Raw genomic sequence first — 18,672 nt, 5'->3', positions numbered from 1 at the left:
CAGCGTGGCCCGAGTCCACCTCCTCGCCTGCCAGGGCGGTGCGTCATGACCGGACTCTGGGGCTCCCCCGCCCCCGAAGCAGCCCCCGAACCGGTCGCCGCGCGGACAGCCCCGCCGCTCGACGCCGAACTCGGCGTCGCCCTGGCGGCCCTCGGTGATCTGGCGGGCAGGCGGCTCACCGCGGCGGGACTCGGTGCTCAGCGTGCGCGGGACGCCGTGAGCAGGCCCCGGCCGGCCGTGGACGTGTTGCGGGCCGGTGGGCGGTTCGCCGTGGAGGAGCTGAGTGTGCCGGGTGGTGAGGGGCGTCCGGACGTCACGCTGGTGTACGCGCGGCCCGCCGACGCCACCGAGCCGCTGCCGGTGCTGTACTACCTGCACGGCGGCGGGATGATCATGGGCAACGCCTGGTCCGTGCTGCCGAAGGTGCTGCGCGACTGGTCCGCCCCGCTCGGTCTGGCCGTCGTGTCCGTGGAGTACCGGCTGGCGCCGGAGACGCCCTACCCGGGGGCCCTGGAGGACTGTCACGCGGGGCTTCTGTGGACCGCCGGCCACGCGGACGAGCTGGGCATCGACGGCGAGCGCCTGGTCATCGGGGGCAAGAGCGCCGGCGGCGGGCTCGCGGCCGCCCTCACCCTGCTCAACCGGGACCGGGGCGACGGGCCGACACCGATCGGGCAGTTCCTGCTGTGCCCGATGCTCGACGACCGCCTCGACACCCCCTCCGCCCACCAGCTGGCGGACACCGGGGTCTGGGACAGGTCCTCGGTCGCCCTCGCCTGGCAGGCCTACCTCGGCGACCGGTGCGGCGCCCCCGACCTCCCGCCCTACGCCGCTCCCGCCCGCGCCACCGACCTGAGCGGGCTGCCGCCCACCTACATCGACGTCGGCTCGGCGGAGATCTTCCGGGACGAGAACGTGGCCCACGCGCACGGGATCTGGTGTGCCGGAGGTGACGCCGAACTGCATGTCTGGCCCGGCGCCTTCCACGGCTTCGACTCCGTCGCCCCGGCCGCCGCCCTCACCCGCGAGGCCCGGCACACCCGGACCGAGTGGCTCCGCCGCGTACTCGGGCGCTCTCACCGACGCCGGGAGGAACAGCGGTCCGGCCCCGGCCCCTCCCCCGCCCCGGGCACGGCATGACCTCCGGGGTAATCGACCGGCCTCCCCCGTCCCGGCAGGATCGGGTGCGTCGGCGGGGGTCCCCGCCGGGGTCCGGCCGCGGCAGCGAGGAGATCACCATGTCCGTCACGTCCACCGTCACCACGGCAAGCAGTACGACAAGCAGTACGACAGACAGCACCGCGAGTTCGGTCGCCGACGCCACCCGGTCCGTCGTACGGGAGTTCCTCGGCGCACGGGCGGCCGGGGACACCGCGCGGCTCGTCGCGCTCTTCGCCGACGACGTCGACTGGCTGCTCGCCGAGAACCCCGCCGTCCCGTGGATCCGCCCCCGGTCCACCGCGGCCGAGTGCGCCGCCCAGTTCACGGAGCTGAGGGAACACACCGTTGCCGAGGACGCGCGCGCCCACGTCGACGTCCTCCTCGTCGACGGCACCGACGCCGTCCTGACGGGGCACCTGTCGGGCACCGTACGGGCGACGGGAAAGCCGTTCGAGGGCCCGTTCGCGCTGCGCCTCACCGTCGAGGACGGCCGGATCACCCGGCACCACCTCTACGAGAACAGCCTGTCGATCGCCGAGGCCTGCGCCGCCTAACGATCGGGGAACACCACCCCCATCCGTCACTCTCCCCGCATACAGTGCGACGCAGGGACACTGTTCTGAACGCGTTCAGAACGACGTCCGTGACATGTTCTGGACGTGTTCTGGACGTGTTCGGGTGCGTTCGGGACGGTTCATGGGGAGGGGATCGCGCGATGCGCAACGGGGCCAAGACCGCCATTGTCGGCGGGGTGTTCGCTGTGATGGTGGGGGGCGCGGGGTACGGCGCCTACAACATAGTGAGCGCCGTCAGCGGGGACGGGGGCACCGCTGAGACCAAGGCCGCGAAGACCGGGCCGCCCTCGGCCGACGAGATCCAGGAGACCTCGGAGAAGTTCTTCGCCGCCTGGGAGAAGGGCGACGCCACCACGGCCGCGGCGCTGACCGACAACGCGACCGCCGCCGAGACCCTGCTGGCCGCCTACGCGGGACCGGCGCACATCACGAAGGTGAAGATCACTCCCAGCAGGACGACAGGCGCGACCGTCTACTTCTCGGTGTCCGCCACCGTCACGTACGAGGGCACGAGCAAACCTCTCGCGTACAAGGGCAAGCTGGGCGTCGTGCGCGGGAAGACCACGGGCAAGGCGCTGGTCGACTGGCGGCCGGCCCTCGTGCACCCGGACCTGGGGACCGGCGACACGCTGGTCACGGGCGAGGCGGCGAACCCGCCCGTCGAGACGGTGGACCGGAGGGGCTACGCCCTGACCAAGGCGAAGTACCCGTCACTGGGCCCCGTCCTCGACACCCTGCGCGACCGGTACGGCGCCAAGGCGGGCGGCACCCCCGGCGTCGAACTCGCGATCCACCACGAGAGCGAGAACGCGGGAGACACCACGCTGGTGACCCTCGTCAAGGGCAAGGCGGGCAAGCTCCGCACCACGCTCAGCGCGAACGCGCAGGCCGCCGCGGAGAGGGCGGTCCAGCAGTACCCCGAGTCCTCCGTCGTCGCCGTGCAGCCGAGCAGCGGGGAGGTGCTGGCGGTCGCGAACCACCGCGAGGACGACTTCAACGCGGCGTTCCAGGGCAAGGCCGCCCCCGGCTCCACGATGAAGATCGTCACCGCGGCGATGTTCATCGACAACGGCGTGACCGCGATGAACAGCCCCGCGCCCTGTCCGCCGAGCGCGACCTGGCAGAGCCAGACGTTCAACAACCTCAAGGGTATGGAGCCCGATGAGGGCGCCACGCTCGCCGACAGCTTCATGCGCTCGTGCAACACGGCCTTCGTGAAGCTCATCGACGGCTCCGACGAGAAGCCCCTCACGGACGAGTCGCTCACCACCGAGGCCCAGGAGCGGTTCGGTCTGGGCAAGGACTGGAAGACGGGCATCGTCTCCTTCGACGGGAGCGTCCCCGCCTCCGGCGGCCCCAACCGCGCGGCCAACGCGATCGGCCAGGGCGAGGTCCAGATGAACCCGCTGAACATGGCGTCGGTCACGGCGACCGCGATCACCGGCACGTTCCGCCAGCCCTACCTCGTGTCGCCGAAGCTCGACGACCGGCAGCTCGCGAGCGCCCGCGGCCTGCCGAGCGGCACCGCCGCCCAGCTGAAGCAGATGATGCGGCTCACCGCGACCGGCGGCACCGGCGCCCAGGCCATGTCCGGGCTCGGCGGTGACATCGGCGCCAAGACCGGCTCGGCGGAGGTCGACGGCCAGCAGACGTCCAACAGCTGGTTCACCGGTTTCCGGGGCGACGTCGCGGCCGCCGCCATGACGGAGGCCGGCGGTCACGGTGGGGACGCGGCTGGGCCGATTGTCGCAGCCGTGCTACGGACAGGTGGCTGAACTCGACCGCACAGGGCGGGACTCTAGAGTCAGGACTCGCGTTCTCGTAGAGAATCATCGAGGGCATCGAGGTAGCAGCGAAGGAACGGAAGCCGTGGGGAACAGAAGGCGCGCTCCTGAGCGCGGCAGGTCGAGCAGGATGACCGGGACGAAGACGAAGCCGGCCGTCATCGGCGGGATGATCGCCGTGGTCGTCGGCGGTGCGGGACTCGGCGGATACGCGCTGTTCGGCGGCGGGGCGGCCGCCGACGAGGGCTCGGCCGCCGGGAAGGAGTCCGTGAAGAGCGGGCCGCTTTCGGCTGCCGAGGTGAAGTCCACGGCCACCGCGTTCCTCACGGCCTGGCAGAGCGGGAACGTGCGGAAGGCCTCGTCCGTGACGACCGACACCACGGCGGCGGCCCCCCTGCTCACCGGCTACGGCAAGGAGGCGTACGTCAAGGACGTGACGCTCACCGCCAAGAAGCGCACCGGCGACGTCGTGCCGTTCTCCGTCAAGGGCACGGTCACGTACAAGGGCCTGACCAAGCCCCTCGCGTACGAGTCCGAGCTCACCGTCGTGCGCCGCGCCAAGGACGGGAAACCGCTGGTCGACTGGCATGCGGCGGTCGTGCACCCGGACCTGGAGGACGGCGACAAGCTGGTCACCGGCGAGGCGGGGACACCCCCGGTCAAGGCCCTGGACCGGGACGGCGGCGAGCTGACCACCGCCACGTACCCCTCCCTGGGGACGGTCCTCGACGGCCTGCGCGAGAAGTTCGGCAAGACGGCCGGCGGCAAGGCGGGCGTGGAGCTGCGGGTGATCCGCGCCGGCTCCGAGGACTCCGACGGCGGCAAGGGCAAGAGCGGCGAGGACGGCAAGAACAGCACCAAGTCCGCGGACGCCGACAAGAACCCCGACAAGACCCTGCTGGAGCTGAGCAAGGGCACGCCGGGCACGGTGCGTACGACGCTCAGCCCGGCCCTCCAGGCGACCGCCGAGAAGGAGGTGGCCTCGAAGTCCAAGGCGTCGGCCGTGATCATGCGGCCGTCGACCGGCGAGATCCTGGCCGTCGCGAACTCGGGGCACGGCTTCAACACCGCGTTCCAGGGCTCCCTGGCCCCCGGCTCGACGATGAAGATCATCACGGCCTCGCTGCTGATCGACAAGGGACTCGCGTCGGTGAACGAGGAGCACCCCTGCCCCAAGTACTCGACGTACGGCGGCTGGAAGTTCCAGAACGACGACAAGTTCCAGATCAAGGGCGGCACGTTCAAGGCGAGCTTCGCGCGTTCCTGCAACACGGCCTTCATCAGCCAGGCCAAGGAGCTGAGCGACGACGACCTGACCAAGCAGGCCCAGCAGGTGTTCGGCCTCGGCAGGGACAACTGGGCCATCGGGGTGCCGACCTTCGACGGCTCGGTGCCGGTGCAGTCGCAGGCCCAGATGGCGGCCTCGCTGATCGGCCAGGGCGGCGTGCGGATGAACCCGCTGAACATGGCGTCGGTCGTCGCCACGGCCAAGACGGGCACGTTCCACCAGCCCTACCTGGTCTCCCCCGACGTCGACGACCGCACCCTCGCGAAGGCGTCCCGCTCGCTGTCCGCCTCGACCCAGTCGCAGCTCAAGGAGCTGCTCCAGTACACGGCCGCGGCCGGTACGGCCGCCGAGGCGATGGCGGGGCTCGGCCCCGACTTCGGCGCCAAGACCGGCTCCGCGGAGGTCGACAACCAGAAGAAGCCCAACGGCTGGTTCACGGCCTGGAAGGGCGACCTGGCGGCCGCGGGCGTGGTCCAGCAGGGCGGCCACGGCGGCGACACCGCGGGCCCGATCGTGGCGGCGCTGCTGAAGGCGGGCAGCTGACCGGCCGGAGCCCGTCAGTGGGGTACGGGAGCGGCCGTGTACGTCCGGCGCAGGAAGCGGATCAGCGTCTTCGTGTCGAACTGCACGACCGCCACACCCTTCGCCGAGTGGAACTCCATGACGGCCTGGACCCGGCCGCAGGGCCAGATGCGTACGTCACCGGCGGCGGCCGGTGCCCGCAGCCCCTGTTCGAGCAGGTCACGGGCGAACACCCACTCGTGGTGGCCGGGCAGCGTGATGTGCACCCTGGGCGGGTCGGCCTCCGGGTCGTAGCGGAGGACCACCGGAACGGCGGGCGGATCCTGCGCCTCGTCCGTCACGATGTGGGCGCGCGCGCACTGCTCAACGGCGGACATCGACAGCTCCCTCTTTGAACCGTTTTTCGAACCGCTCTTCACACTGCTTTTCGAACCGATTCTTCTCTAATGTCGCATATTTTCCGCTATGCGCCCCATGTCCGGTCGGCGCACTCCCGGATTGTTCGAGACCGTCTCGCTCTTGCAACCGATTCGCATTAGGCCACTATCATCGAACGGTCACAGCCAGCCGGCCTGCCCCCGGAAGCGGAGCCCTCCATGCACGTGCCCGACGGATTCATCAACGCTCCCGTCTCCGTCGCCGCCGGAGTCGTGGCCGCCTCGGCGGTCACGGTGAGCCTGCGCGGCGCACGCCGTGAACTGGACGAACGCACCGCCCCGCTCGCGGGACTGGTCGCCGCCTTCATCTTCGCCGTGCAGATGCTGAACTTCCCGGTCGCGGCCGGGACCAGCGGACATCTACTCGGAGGCGCACTGGCCGCGATACTCGTGGGCCCCTTCACCGGGGTCCTGTGCGTCTCGGTCGTGCTCCTCATGCAGGGCATCCTCTTCGCCGACGGCGGCCTCACCGCGCTGGGCGTGAACATCACGAACATGGCGGTCGTCACCACGGTCGTGGCCTACGCCGTCTTCCGCGGCCTGGTGAAACTTCTGCCCCGCAAGCGTCGATCCATTACCGTCTCGGCGTTCATCGCGGCTGTGATCTCCGTCCCAGCCGCCGCCGTGGCCTTCACCCTCATCTACGCGGTCGGCGGCACCACGGACGTCCCCCTGGGGCAGGTCTTCACCGCGATGGTCGGCGTGCACGTCCTCATCGGCATCGGCGAGGCCGCGATCACCGCCCTCACGGTCGGCGCCGTCATCGCCGTACGACCGGACCTCGTGTACGGGGCCCGCGGCCTGACCACACCGCTGAAGCTGCGCATCGGCGGCGAACTGGTCGACACCCCGGCCGCCGGACCCGCCACCGAGCCCGCCGCCCGGCCCGTCCCGGTCGCCGCGCGCTCCCACCGCACGGTCTGGCTGGTGGGCCTGGCCACCTCCCTCGTCCTGGCCGGCTTCGTCAGCTTCTACGCCTCGGCGAACCCCGACGGCCTGGAGAAGGTCGCCTCCGACAAGGGCATCGACGCCAAGGCCGAGGACCACGACGCCGCCGGCTCCCCGCTCGCCGACTACGGCGTCGAGGGCATCACCGACGGCCGGATCTCCGGCGGCCTCGCGGGCGTGATCGGCGTGGGGGTCACCATCGTCGCGGGCACGGGCGTCTTCTGGAGCGTCCGCAGGCGCCGTACGCCGGAGTCCGCGTCCGGCAGCGGGCCCTCGTCCTCGCAGCTCGGGGAATCCGTCTGACATGGGGCTGACATCCGACATGGGGATCTGACATGGGAGCGGGCCACGCCCACAGGCTCTACCGGCACGGGCACTCGCCCGTGCACGCCCTGCCGCCGCACACCAAACTCGCCGCCGTCTTCGCCTTCGTGCTCGTCGTCGTGTCGACGCCGCGCGAGGCGATGTGGGCGTTCGGCCTGTACGCGCTGCTGCTGGCCACCGTGGCGTACGCGGCCCGCGTCCCGGCCGGCTTCGTACTGAAGCGGCTGCTGATCGAGGTGCCGTTCGTGGCCTTCGCCGTGCTGATGCCGTTCGTGGCGCAGGGCGAGCGGGTCGACGTACTCGGCCTGTCCCTGAGCGTGAACGGCCTGTGGGGCGCCTGGAACGTGCTGGCCAAGGGCACCCTGGGCGTCGCCGCGTCCGTGCTGCTCGCCTCCACGACGGAACTGCGCGAGCTGCTGCTCGGGCTCCAGCGGCTACGGCTGCCACCCCTCCTCGTACAGATCGCGTCCTTCATGATCCGGTACGGGGACGTCATCACGGACGAGATGCGGCGGATGCGGATCGCGCGGGAGTCACGCGGTTTCGAGGCCCGCGGCGTCCGCTCCTGGGGCGTCCTCGCCAAGTCGGCCGGCGCGCTCTTCATCCGCTCCTACGAGCGCGGGGAGCGGGTGCACCTCGCCATGGTGAGCCGGGGGTACACGGGCTCGATGCCGGTCATCGACGACGTGACCGCGTCCCGGGCCCAGTGGTCGTACGCCTTCGCCCTCCCGTGCGCCGCGCTCGTCGTCTGTCTGCTGGGATGGACCCTGTGACCTCACCCTCCTCCCTCTCGTCCCCGCCGCCGTCCCTCGAAGTGGCCGGGCTGGCCTTCGCCTACCCCGACGGGCATCAGGCCCTGTTCGGCGTGGACTTCGCCGTCGCCCGCGGCGAGCGGGTGGCCCTGCTCGGTCCGAACGGCGCGGGCAAGACGACCCTCGTGCTCCACCTCAACGGCATCCTGACCGGCGGCGCCGGGACGGTGACGGTCGCCGGGCTGCCCGTCGGCAAGAAGCACATGGCGGAGATCCGGCGCAAGGTCGGCATCGTCTTCCAGGACCCGGACGACCAGCTCTTCATGCCGAGCGTGCGCGAGGACGTGGCCTTCGGCCCCGCCTCCGCCGGTCTGAAGGGCGCCGAGCTGGCCGAACGCGTACGCACGGCGCTGGAGCGGGTCGGCATGGAGGAGTTCGCCGACCGCCCGCCGCACCACCTCTCCTACGGCCAGCGGCGCCGGGTGGCCGTCGCGACGGTCCTGGCGATGGAGCCGGAGATCCTCGTCCTCGACGAGCCGTCGTCCAACCTCGACCCCGCCTCGCGGCGTGAACTCGCCGACATCCTGCGCTCGTTGGACGTGACCGTGCTCATGGTCACGCACGACCTGCCGTACGCCCTCGAACTGTGCCCCCGTGCCCTGATCCTCAGCGAGGGCGTGATCGCGGCGGACGGGAGGACGGGCGCGCTGCTCTCCGACGACGCGCTGATGCGGGAGCACCGCCTGGAGCTGCCGTTCGGCTTCGATCCGCGCTCGGTGACAATGGGCGCCTGACGTAACAGGAGCGGCGAGGAGCGCGGACGTGAACGACGTGGACGACGTGAACGTGAGCGGCACGGTGGGCGAGGGCTTCGAGCCGGTCAGGGCGGCGTTCGTACGCAACTTCGAGACGCTGGGGGAACGGGGCGCGGCGGTCACCGTGTACCGGGACGGGCACAAGGTCGTCGACCTGTGGGCGGGTACGAAGAACGTCGACGGCGGTACGGCTGAGGCAGGAGCAGGGGCAGCGGAACCGGCTCCCTGGGAGCGCGGGACGGCCCAGATCGTGCGCTCGGCGACCAAGGGGATCGCCGCGGCGGCCCTCCTTCTCCTCCACCAGCGCGGAGAGCTGGACCTGGCCGCCCCGGTGGGCGAGTACTGGCCGGAGTTCAAGGCGGCGGGCAAGGAGCGGGTGCTGGTCGGGCAGGTGCTCGCACACCGGGCCGGACTGCCCGTCCTGGACCGGCCGTTGACCCCGCGGGAGTCGCTCGACCCGCTGCGCGGCGCCGAGGCCGTCGCCCGCCAGGCCCCCGTGTGGGAGCCAGGCACCGATCACGGCTATCACGCGCTGACGTACGGCTGGCTGGTCGCTGAGCTGCTGCGGCGCGTCACGGGCCGCGGTATCGGTGAGTGGATCGCCGAGGAGATCGCCGGGCCGGTGGGCGCGGACCTGTGGGTCGGGCTGCCGGCCGGCGAGGCGGGCCGGGTGGGCACGGTGGGCCGCGTCGAGACGCCGGAGCGGGACGGCGGCGGGGGCGGTCTGCGGGCGCGGCCGAAGCGGTCGGTCGCCGAGGCGTACGACGACCCGGACTCGCTCACGCGCCGGGCGTTCGCCGCGATCACCCCGTTCCCGGACCAGAACGACCCGGCCTACCGGGCGGCGGCGCTCCCCGCGACGAACGGCATCGCGACGGCGGACGGGCTGGCCCGCTTCTACGCGTCCCTGATCGGCGAAGTGGACGGCGGGACGCGCCTGTTCACCGCGCGGACGCTGGCGGCGGCGCGCGCCGAGGAGTCGGCGGGTCCTGACCGGGTCCTGGTGATCAACACCCGGTTCGGCCTCGGGTACATGCTCCACGGCTCGGCCTCGCCGTTCCTGGCCACCGGCTCCTTCGGCCACCCGGGCCGCGGCGGCTCCCTGGGCTTCGCCGACCCGGAGTCGGGCATCGCCTTCGGCTATGTGACGAACGGCTTCCGCAAGACGGTGACGGCGGATCCGCGTGCGCAGGCACTGGTACGGGCGCTGCGGTCGGCACTTCCGGTCTAGCCCGCGGGGCGGTCGTGGCCGGCCGAGCCCTCCTGGCCGGCCGGGTCGTCGGCCGCACGCCGCCGCCTCGCCCTGTGGTAGAAGGGCATCCAGATCCCCAACGCCAGGAAGAGGAGCGCGAACACTCCGGACAGCGTCGCGAGCACGATGGCGCCGCCGCCCCCGACGTCCTGTTCACGGGCGGCTGTCCGCGGGTCGTCCGCCTGATACCGCACCGTCCACTCGGTCCCGACCCCGTTCTTCCCGCCGCCGCTGCCCACCGGCAGATCCGCCACGACGGTCCGCCCTCCCGCCTCGAACGTGATCTGGCAGTTCCCGGCCATGCACGAGCCGCTCCGGGTCAGCGTCGCCTGCGCGCGCTCGCCGTCCGCGAGCGAGCGCAGATGCTGGGCCGCGGGAAACATCACGAGCCCCGACAGCGCCCCGAGCAGCAGCGCGATCACCCACGACAACGCCACCGCCGCGCGCGGCGACAGGGTCGTCGGCGCGGCGGCCAGCTGGTAGACGCTGGGCGCGCCCGCGCTCGGTCCGCCGTCCTCGTCGCGTGCCATCAGGCTCCGTCCTTTTCCGCTCAGGTCCTGTTCCGCTCAGGTCCTGTTCCGCTCAGGTCCTGTTCCGCTCAGGTCCTGTTCCGCTCAGGTCCTGTTCCGCTCAGGTCCTGTTCCGCTCAGGTCCTGTTCAGGTCCCGTACCGTTCGGTTGCCGACCAGGGTAAATACCGCGGGATGCCCGCATCAGGTCCGAGTACGGACACATCGGGCCGTCCGGGCTGCCCGGCACCGGCAACCGGCAGCCGGGAGCGACCGGGGCCGCAGAAATCCGTTGGCGGGCCTCGGCGGCCGCTGCTACCTTTCCGGAGGCCGTGCGAGAGAACGAGGAGGTGGTACCCGTGAACGCAGTCGCAGTATCGACATGGGTGCTCCCCTCCGGGGTCACGGTCGGGCGATAGGTCGTCCGGGAGCGCCGCTCTGAGCCCTCCCGAAAGGCACGACCATGCACTTCACCTCCGAGCAGCGCCTCGACGACGGCGTCCTCGAACGCGAATTCACCCTCGGCGAGATCCCCGGCACCCTGTGGACACCCGACTCCGCCGAACCGGCCCCGCTGGTCCTGATGGCCCACAACAACGGCCTGCCCAAGGCGGAACCCCGGCTGGTGGCGCGGGCCCGGTACACCGCGGCGCGCGGCTACGCGGTGGCCTCCATCGACGCCGCCGGGTGCGGTGACAGGCCCCGTTCCGCCGCCGACGAGCAGACCCGTGCCGAACTCCGGCGGGCGATGCGGGCCGGCGAGCCGGTCGACGAGATCTTCGAGTCCTTCATCGGCCCGCTGGTCGAGAAGGCGGCCCCGGACTGGCGGACCGCCCTGGACGCCCTCCTCGAACTGCCGGAGACCGGCGGCCCGGTCGGGTACTCCGGCGGATGGGCCGCCCTCGGCATCCGTCTGGCGGTGACCGAGCCACGCATCGCCGCCGCGGGCTTCTTCGCCGGGGGTTACGTGCCCCGCGCCCAGCGCGAGGAGGCCCGGCAGGTCAGCGTTCCGCTGCTGTTCCTGCTGCAGTGGGACGACCAGGGGAACCCGCGGCAACGGGCCCTGGACCTCTTCGACGCCTTCGGCAGCAAGGAGAAGACGCTGCACGCCAACCTGGGCGGCCACACCGGCACCCCGTCGTTCGAGCTGGAAGACGGGTGCCGGTTCTTCGACCGCCACCTGAAGTAGGGCCGGGCAGCCGCACACCGGGGCGCGGGCACCGACGGTTCGCCGCCGCGCCCGCGCCCCGGACCGGACCGGGTCAGGTCGGGCTCGTCCGCTCAGCCCAGCGTGTCCATCAGGGCGGTGACATAGGCGTCCAGCCGCTCCTCCACGGCTCGCGTCGTCAGCTCCGTCCGCCCGGCCTCCCGCCATGGCCGCGACACCGCCCGCACCTCTTCCGAGAACGCCAGCCCGTCCCGCACCTGCCAGTACAGCCGCTCGCCCGCGGCCGCCGCGAGCACCCCGCCGGCCTCCTCGTACGCCTCGGCGAACCGCGGGCCCCAGGCCGGTCCGTGCAGCAGCGCGAGATTGGTGGAGCAGTGCGCCACATCGAGATCCGCCGGGCCCCAGGAGGCCGCCGCCCAGTCGACGACGCCGGTGATCCGGGCGCCTTCGGGCTGTGCGGACGGCACGTCGAACAGCACGTTGCCGGGGTGGAAGTCCCGGTGCAGGAAACGTCCTTCGTAGGGCGGCGCGGGCCTGCGGATCACGTCGATCGCCGCGGCCCATGCCGCCGTGTCGGCGCCCTTCGGGACCACGACGGTGTCGGCGGTCGTCAACGCCACATACGCCCGGGGCCGCTCGGCGGGCCGCACCGCGTGGATCGCCACGAGCTGACGGGCCAGCACGGGCACGCGCGCCGCCACTCCTTCGTCGTCGAGGACCGTCCGGCCCGCCAGATGCGTCATCAGGAGCGAGGGGTACTCGCACCGCGCGGCGGTCTGATCGACCGCGACCAGGCGGGGAGCCGGCACGTCGGTCGCCGTGAGCAGGGTCAGCGCGTCGGCCTCCCGGTTCAGCGAGTCCTCGGCGTGCTCCACGTCGACGAAGCTCCGCAGCACCAGGCGCCGAAGGCCACCGCCCCGCCTGCCGACGGTCAGCCTGCGCATCTCGGCGGTGGTGCCGCCGTGCAACGCCTCGACGCCGACGATCCGTTCGCCGGCCTCCAGATGCCGACTCACCCAGGCCGAGGTCGACGGTCGAACGGCGGCAGCCTCATCACGATCGGTCACCGCGCCACCTCAGCATCCGGACGACGGCCCGCGCAAAGCATTTCGCCGGAGGTGGTGGGCGGAGGTGGTGGGCGAAGGCGCGCCAGAGCTCCCCCGCGGGCCTGGCGCGCCTTCGTCTCCCCGTCCCCCGTTCCCGTCCCCCGGTCGGGTGGTCACAAGGATGGTCGGCGGGGACCGGTCTGTCGTTGGCCGTCCGTCCGCGTCTGCTTGGCGGAGCGTCCACCGTGCCGCGGGTCCGCCCCGGGGTCCGCGGAGTCCGGGGACAGTGCCTGGCGGCGGAACTCGCCCGGCGGGAGGCCGTACGCGGCACGGAACGCCCGTGAGAACTCCGGGGCGCGGGGGAAGCCCCAGCGGGCGGCGACGGTGTGGACCGGCGTCGCGCACTGGGCCGGGTCGGTGAGATCGCGCCGGGCGTTCGCCAGGCGCCGGTCGCGCACGTACGCGGCCACGGAGATGCCCTCGGTCCGGAAGAGGCGGTACAGATGGCTGCGCGAGACGTGGTGCGCGGCGGCGATCCCGGCGGGTGTCAGCTCCGGGTCGCTCAAGTGCCGCTGCACGAAAGCCTTCACGCGCAGGACCAGTGTCCGCTCACGGGTCTCCGCCGGCAGCAGCCGGAGGTCGTCGTCCGCGGTGCCGGCGAGGACCGCGGTGACGAGGTCGGCGACGACCGTGCCCAGCCGGGGTGCGTCCGAGGGCCGGTACGAGCCGGTGTCCGAGGCCAGTTGCACGAGGAACTGGGCCAGCAGCGCGCCGGTGCCCTCGCGGCCCGAGATCCGGCGCCCGATCGCCCGGTCGGCCCGGCCCGCGGGCAGCGCGACCAGTTCCCGCGGCAGCTCGACCCCGACGATGGTGACCGGGTCGGGTCCGGTGACTATCTCGTACGAACGCGACGAGCAGTTGACGTGGAAGTCGCGGATCCGGTAGGCGGCCTGCTGCCTCCCCCAGGCGGCTTCCCCCTCTCCCCGCAGCAGCAGGGAGAGGTGGAAGGCCTCGGGGTCGGACTGCCGGACGAGTTTCGGGGTCCGGCTGAAGACCAGGTGGTCGAAGGTCGCCGGCCACACCGTCACGTCGCCCAGCCCGATGACACGCTGGTGCCCGTGGTAGTCCGCCGCTCGGTCACTGGCCAGCCGCATGGGCGCGTGGGTGTGTCCCAGCCGCTGCGTCCACGCCTCGAACCGGTCGGCCACCGGCAGATCCAGGGTTCGCAGAACGGACTCGTGCAGCACGCGGGTAGTCAACCACACGGGTCTTCCGCGACCGCGCCCCCCGAAATCACCTCACCACGACGTTGTCCCCGGCCGAAGTCGACGCCCCGGTGGTCGTGTTGCCGTAGTACACCCAGCGCCATGTGCCCGTCTTGGCCGCCTTCACGGTCGTCCTGAGAGCGCCCGAGCCGTTCGCGGACACCTTTTTCACCGTGCTGTAGGCGGTCGCTCCGGTGGGCTTGAACTGCAGGCTCACCAGCCGGTCCGCGTAGGAGGCGTACTTCCTGGTCTCCCAGTTGGCCCGCGTGACCTTTCCGGTCACCGTGATCGTGGCGCCCTTGGTCACCGGCTCGGGTGAGGCGTTCACGGTCAGGCGGGAGTTGCGCTTGACGTAGGCCGTGAGGCCCTCGTCGTCGGTGTCGCCGCCGTCGTCCTGGAAGAACACCTCGGCCGCGACCTTCCAGGCCCCGGCCTCGCTGTTGCGCATGTCCCACTCGCTCGGGTCGAAGAACATCGTCTCGTCGAAATCGCAGACGCCCGAACTCACCTTGTTGCAGTCGCTCGTCTCGATGGCGTGCCACAGCCGGTCGTCCGCGTTGTCGCGGTAGAGAAACACCGCCGGCCACTTCCACTTACGTGTGGTCGTCATCCGGAAGGAGGTCGGCACCGCGACCTCCTTCGACACACCGATCACGATCGGCTTGCCGCCGTTCACCTGGACACGGGTGAACGAGACCCCGCCCTCGGCCGCGCCGGCCGGAACCGCGGCCACACCGGTGAACACCGCGGCCGCGCCACCGGCCACGACGGCTCTCCAGAGCTTCTTCCCCACTTGATCCCCGATTCTCCGTACCGAAAGGCGCCGGATACTCGTCCTCCGGCGCCTTTCCGACCGGCGGGATCCCTACGGGGTTGCGCACCCGTGGATCACGATCGGGCATCAGCCCCCGCTAAGTCGCTAACCCGCGTGCAGCATCAGGCCGATCCCGACCACCAGCAGGCCCGCCGCCGCGATGCGCGGTGCCCCGAACTTCTCCTTGAAGAACACCGCTCCGATGGCCGCGCCCACGATGATCGACGACTCCCGCAGCGCCGCCACCGGTGCCAGGTCCGCTCTCGTCTGGGCCCACAGGACCAGGCCGTACGCGGCGACGGACAGCGCGGCGCCGAGGAGGCCCACCGGGGCGAACGGGCGCAGGACGGTGAGGAGTCGGCCGCGCCAGCGGTACAGCGCGTACGCCGGGACCGCCATGCCCTCCACCGCCATCAGCCAGGCGATGTACCCGAGGGACGAGCCGGAGGCGCGTACGCCCAGGCCGTCCACGACGGTGTACGCCGCGATGGTCAGGCCGGTCGCGAGCGCCGCGCCGATCGCCGCCCAGTGGGGCCGCTTCCCGCGCAGCCCCCAGAGCGCGACCCCCGTCAGCCCCGCGCACGACACGGCGACGCCGGTGGCCGCCCAGCCGTCGGGCACCTCGTGGGCGAAGAGGGCGGCAAGGAGGGTCACCACCAGGGGCGCCGTGCCGCGCGCTATCGGGTACGCCTGGCCGAAGTCGCCCAGCCGGAACGACCGCATCAGCAGGACGTAGTACGCGACGTGGATGACCGCCGAGACGAGGAGGTACTTCCAGGCCCCGGCGGCCGGGAACGGTACGAACGGGGCCATGGCCAGCCCGATGAGCGTTCCGCCGCCCGCTATCAGCGTGAAGCCGACCAGCTTGTCGGTGATGTGGTGGGCCAGCGCGTTCCAGCCGGCGTGCGTGACCGCCGCGAGCAGGACGGCCGCCGTGACCAGCGGAGTCACGCGGTCCGTTCGCGGACGTCCACCAGGGTGCCGCCGGCGTGGTCGATCAGCGTCCTGGGTGCCATCGGGAACACGGCGTACGGGGTGCCCGCCGCGGCCCACACGGTGTCGTGGTCCAGGAGGGAGAGGTCGGCGAGCACCCGGGTCTTGCTGCGGTGTCCGAAGGGAGGGACGCCGCCGATGGCGTACCCCGTCGTCTCCCGTACGAGATCGGCGTTGGCCCTGGTGACCTTTCCGGCGCCCAGCGCGTCCCGGACGAGTCCGAGGTCCACTCGGGACGAACCGTCCATGAGGACCAGGACCGGCACGCCGTCCGCCGCGAAGATCAGGGACTTGCAGATCTCGCTGAGCTCGCAGCCGAGTGCGGCGGCGGCCTCCGCGGCGGTGCGGGTGGCGTCCGGGAAGCGGCGGACCCGCGGGAGGAGATCGTCGAGACCCAGGTTCCGCACCGCTTCGGCGAAGCGGGGGTTGGCCGCGGTCTGTCCTTCGGTCGCGGACCGGTTCGCGGTCGCGGTCCGCTCTGGGGATGTCGTCGGTTCTTCGGCTGCCGTCATGGACGGCACGCTAGCCGGTCCCCTTCCGAGGGCACATCCCGATTACGTGCACCATGCAGTTGCCCGGCCGGCAGCGCCTCACGTTCGACGGGGCGGACACGTGTGGGCCTGTGGGAGGACGGCGGGAGAAGAGTTGGGCGCGGGCAGGTTGACACGCCTGAGGACATAGGGGTCATGCGTTCGGAGGAAGGTAGTGTGTTTGGTGAACTGCCCTGCGCATGAACCGCGGTGGCGACTGCGATGGGCGAGTCGTCCGTCTGAGCCGCCTGCACGTGACTTCGGAAAGTGGAGCTGATGACCGTGTCGACCGGCGGCAGACGACTGCGGAGTCGGGCCACCATAGCAACCCTTGTCCTTTCCATCGCCCTCATATCAGGGCCGAGTTACGCAGCCCCGGGCGAACCGGGCCCGCAGGACGACAAGTCGATCGAGGACATCCGCACCGAGCTGGACGGCCTGTACCGCCAGGCGGAGGTCGCCACCGAGGCGTACAACGCGGCGGACGAGAAGGCGACCAAGCAGGAGACGCGGCTGACGAATCTCCGCAAGGGCCTGAACCGCGCCGAGGACCGCGTCGACGATCTGCACGAACTCGGGGGCGCGGCCGCCCGGACGCAGTACCGCGGGGGCAATCTCGCCGCCACCGGCATCCAGTTGCTGCTCGGCGACAACCCCGACCAGGCCCTGGACGAGGCGTCCCAGGCCCGCCAGGCCCTGCGGAGCATCGCCAAGGTCTCCGAGAGCCAGCGAGCCGCCCGCGCGGAGCTGAGCCGGCAGACCGACACCGCCGAGACGGAACTGCGCAAGCTGAGGACCAGCCGCGCGGACAAGGCCGAGGCGAAGAAGAAGATCCTGGGGAAGATCGGCAAGGCCGAGCAGATCGAGGCCGGCCTCGAAAAGGACCAGGCCGCCGAGCTGGCCCAGTTGGAGAAGGACCGGAACAAGGAAGCCGAGGCCCAGTGGACGGGCTCCGGCGGCGGGACCTCGACCGGCGGCGGCGGAAGCGGTGGAGGCGGGAGCGGCGGCAGTCCGGGCGGCGGCACGAACGCGACCGGCGCCGCCGCGAAGGCCGTCAGCTTCGCGATGGCGCAGATCGGCAAGCCGTACGGGTGGGGTGCCGTGGGCCCCTCGGCGTACGACTGCTCGGGACTCACCTCCGTGGCCTGGGCACAGGCCGGACACCCCATACCCCGTACCTCGCAGGCGCAGTGGCAGGGACTGACCCGGGTCAGCCTGTCGTCCGCGCGGCCCGGGGACCTGATCATCTATTTCAACGACGCCACCCACGTGGGCATGTACATCGGAGGCGGGCAGATCGTTCACGCCCCGCGGCCCGGACGCACGATAACGACCGCGCCGGCCGCCTCCATGTCCATCCTCGGTGTCGTCCGACCCGGAGCCTGAGCACATGTCCCACTCACTGACACCTCGCGACTCGTCGAGGAACCTGCCCGTTCTCAGCGCACCGCCGCTGGTCCGGCTCGACGCCTACGTGGCCGAGGACGGGTCGACGGTGGTCAACGGCCACCTGCTGCAGATGGGCGGCAAGCGGCCGCCCAACGAGGCGATCCTCGACGCCGTCGCCATGTTCGCCCGCACCCTGGGCGCGCCGGTGGCGGCCACCGTCATCGACCGCACGGTGATGCAGGTGGCACGGCTGCGGGTGTACCCCGACGGGTCGAGCCGGACCATCGCCGACGAGGACGACCTGCCTCCCGGGCGGGAGCGCACCGCCGCGGAGGAGGAGGCGTTCCCGCCGCTCGCCCGCGTCGAACGCATCATCCGGCACGCGCAGCACGACGAGCTGCACGCGGCGTTCGTCCTCGCCAGCGCGCTGCGGGAGCACCTGACGCTGCGCAGGGGCGCGGAGGACGAACTGTCGCTGGAGGCACGGGCGATCGAGGCGTACATCGCGTATCAGCGCAACGACTACCCGCTCTCGATCACCCTCGCGCTGACCGTCGCGCGCATCCGCTGCCGTACCGACCTGGACCGGGCGGCGCCCGACGTGGCGCGCGCCACCGCGGCGTGGCAGCGGCTGATCGACGAGGGGCAGGTCGCCAGCCGGGGGCAGGAGTTGCTGCACATGTGGGAGCGGCTGTCCTCGCAGGGGCTGCTGCTGGAGCCTGCTCACCAGGCGATGGCCAGGACCGTGCGGAGCCGGCTCGAACAGGGCGTGCGGTCCATGCCGGCTCCGACCGCTATGTCGGCGCTGCCTCCCGGGCAGGTGCAGGGGCAAGGGCACGGGCACGGGCAGGCCGCGGGTGAGGGGTCGCTCGCTCCCGAGGACGTGCCCCTGAGGCCCGCGCGGCGAGGGATGCGGCGGTTCACCCGGTGGCCCGGTCGGGCTGCCGAGTCCCCCTCGTAGGCCGCCGCTCCCTCTCACGCAGGTGTCGCGTCCGGCGGCGGGGGTGGACAGCTACGGCCGGGGGGCGGGCGGCAACGGCGGCGGGCGGCAGCGGGTCGGGGCCGTGCCGGTACGTCGAGTTCGCCGCAGCCGGGCGTACT

At 72.0% G+C, this 18,672-nt stretch carries 17 protein-coding genes and 1 pseudogene; 11 read left to right on the top strand and 7 right to left on the bottom strand.

Annotated elements, in window-relative coordinates; genetic code table 11:
• Nucleotides 1-45 precede the first annotated feature (45 nt).
• The 4 genes from ACLVWQ_RS18215 to ACLVWQ_RS18200 all read left to right on the top strand — a co-directional run bounded on the left by ACLVWQ_RS18215 (nt 46) and on the right by ACLVWQ_RS18200 (nt 5,351).
• Nucleotides 46-1,140, top strand: coding sequence for an alpha/beta hydrolase (locus ACLVWQ_RS18215; protein ID WP_414109882.1), 1,095 nt, complete (start codon nt 46-48; stop codon nt 1,138-1,140).
• Between the two features lie 98 nt (nt 1,141-1,238).
• Complete coding sequence (locus tag ACLVWQ_RS18210) at nt 1,239-1,715, top strand: nuclear transport factor 2 family protein (RefSeq protein ID WP_414109881.1); 477 nt, start codon at nt 1,239-1,241, stop codon at nt 1,713-1,715.
• Between the two features lie 161 nt (nt 1,716-1,876).
• Nucleotides 1,877-3,511 carry a penicillin-binding transpeptidase domain-containing protein gene (locus tag ACLVWQ_RS18205; RefSeq protein WP_414109880.1) on the top strand — a complete coding sequence of 545 codons (1,635 nt, stop codon included), beginning with the start codon at nt 1,877-1,879 and terminating at the stop codon, nt 3,509-3,511.
• A gap of 94 nt (nt 3,512-3,605) precedes the next feature.
• Nucleotides 3,606-5,351, top strand: coding sequence for a penicillin-binding transpeptidase domain-containing protein (locus tag ACLVWQ_RS18200; RefSeq protein WP_414109879.1), 1,746 nt, complete (start codon nt 3,606-3,608; stop codon nt 5,349-5,351).
• 14 nt (nt 5,352-5,365) lie between these two features.
• Here the strand turns inward: ACLVWQ_RS18200 and ACLVWQ_RS18195 are convergent, their stop codons facing one another.
• Nucleotides 5,366-5,707 (bottom strand): SsgA family sporulation/cell division regulator, encoded by a 342-nt coding sequence (locus ACLVWQ_RS18195; RefSeq protein ID WP_414109878.1) that lies wholly within the window; start codon nt 5,705-5,707, stop codon nt 5,366-5,368.
• A gap of 219 nt (nt 5,708-5,926) precedes the next feature.
• On the opposite strand from ACLVWQ_RS18195, the pseudogene ACLVWQ_RS18190 reads away from it, so the two are divergent.
• The 4 genes and pseudogenes from ACLVWQ_RS18190 to ACLVWQ_RS18175 form a co-directional block, all read left to right on the top strand.
• A pseudogene (locus tag ACLVWQ_RS18190) lies at nt 5,927-7,018 on the top strand (energy-coupling factor ABC transporter permease); the annotation flags it as partial.
• A 32-nt stretch (nt 7,019-7,050) separates the two neighbouring features.
• Entirely contained in the window at nt 7,051-7,812 is a 762-nt protein-coding gene (gene cbiQ, locus ACLVWQ_RS18185) for a cobalt ECF transporter T component CbiQ (protein ID WP_414109876.1), read from the top strand.
• Complete coding sequence (locus ACLVWQ_RS18180) at nt 7,800-8,585, top strand: energy-coupling factor ABC transporter ATP-binding protein (RefSeq protein WP_414109874.1); 786 nt, start codon at nt 7,800-7,802, stop codon at nt 8,583-8,585. Before cbiQ ends, ACLVWQ_RS18180 begins: the two co-directional genes overlap by 13 nt.
• Nucleotides 8,586-8,631: 46 nt before the next feature.
• A complete protein-coding gene (locus tag ACLVWQ_RS18175; RefSeq protein ID WP_414110375.1) occupies nt 8,632-9,837 on the top strand; it encodes a serine hydrolase domain-containing protein in 1,206 nt (401 codons plus the stop codon).
• Here the strand turns inward: ACLVWQ_RS18175 and ACLVWQ_RS18170 are convergent.
• Nucleotides 9,834-10,388 carry a DUF3592 domain-containing protein gene (locus tag ACLVWQ_RS18170; protein WP_414109872.1) on the bottom strand — a complete coding sequence of 185 codons (555 nt, stop codon included), beginning with the start codon at nt 10,386-10,388 and terminating at the stop codon, nt 9,834-9,836. The genes ACLVWQ_RS18175 and ACLVWQ_RS18170 overlap by 4 nt on opposite strands.
• Nucleotides 10,389-10,829: 441 nt before the next feature.
• Between ACLVWQ_RS18170 and ACLVWQ_RS18165 the strand changes: the two genes are divergently transcribed.
• Nucleotides 10,830-11,555, top strand: coding sequence for a dienelactone hydrolase family protein (locus tag ACLVWQ_RS18165; RefSeq protein ID WP_414109871.1), 726 nt, complete (start codon nt 10,830-10,832; stop codon nt 11,553-11,555).
• 92 nt (nt 11,556-11,647) lie between these two features.
• Here ACLVWQ_RS18165 and ACLVWQ_RS18160 read toward each other — a convergent pair whose 3' ends face one another.
• The 5 genes from ACLVWQ_RS18160 to ACLVWQ_RS18140 all read right to left on the bottom strand — a co-directional run bounded on the left by ACLVWQ_RS18160 (nt 11,648) and on the right by ACLVWQ_RS18140 (nt 16,164).
• Nucleotides 11,648-12,601, bottom strand: a complete 954-nt coding sequence (locus ACLVWQ_RS18160) for a phosphotransferase family protein (protein ID WP_414109869.1) — start codon at nt 12,599-12,601, stop codon at nt 11,648-11,650.
• Between the two features lie 152 nt (nt 12,602-12,753).
• On the bottom strand, nt 12,754-13,827 hold the full coding sequence (locus ACLVWQ_RS18155) for a helix-turn-helix domain-containing protein (protein WP_414109867.1): 1,074 nt from the start codon (nt 13,825-13,827) through the stop codon (nt 12,754-12,756).
• A 46-nt stretch (nt 13,828-13,873) separates the two neighbouring features.
• Nucleotides 13,874-14,638: a hypothetical protein gene (locus tag ACLVWQ_RS18150; RefSeq protein ID WP_414109866.1), complete on the bottom strand. Its 765-nt coding sequence runs from the start codon at nt 14,636-14,638 to the stop codon at nt 13,874-13,876.
• 126 nt (nt 14,639-14,764) lie between these two features.
• On the bottom strand, nt 14,765-15,610 hold the full coding sequence (locus tag ACLVWQ_RS18145; protein ID WP_414109865.1) for an EamA family transporter: 846 nt from the start codon (nt 15,608-15,610) through the stop codon (nt 14,765-14,767).
• Entirely contained in the window at nt 15,607-16,164 is a 558-nt protein-coding gene (locus ACLVWQ_RS18140; RefSeq protein ID WP_414109864.1) for a YbaK/EbsC family protein, read from the bottom strand. The genes ACLVWQ_RS18145 and ACLVWQ_RS18140 overlap by 4 nt, the downstream gene beginning before the upstream one ends.
• A 294-nt stretch (nt 16,165-16,458) precedes the next feature.
• Between ACLVWQ_RS18140 and ACLVWQ_RS18135 the strand changes: the two genes are divergently transcribed.
• Nucleotides 16,459-17,568: an NlpC/P60 family protein gene (locus tag ACLVWQ_RS18135; RefSeq protein WP_414109862.1), complete on the top strand. Its 1,110-nt coding sequence runs from the start codon at nt 16,459-16,461 to the stop codon at nt 17,566-17,568.
• Between the two features lie 4 nt (nt 17,569-17,572).
• Entirely contained in the window at nt 17,573-18,532 is a 960-nt protein-coding gene (locus tag ACLVWQ_RS18130; protein WP_414109861.1) for a hypothetical protein, read from the top strand.
• The last annotated feature ends 140 nt before the right edge of the window (nt 18,533-18,672 follow it).

It is taken from the genome of Streptomyces sp. CWNU-52B, from assembly GCF_047444975.1.
Classification (GTDB): Bacteria; Actinomycetota; Actinomycetes; order Streptomycetales; family Streptomycetaceae; genus Streptomyces.
This window is presented reverse-complemented; position numbering and strand designations above follow the sequence as displayed.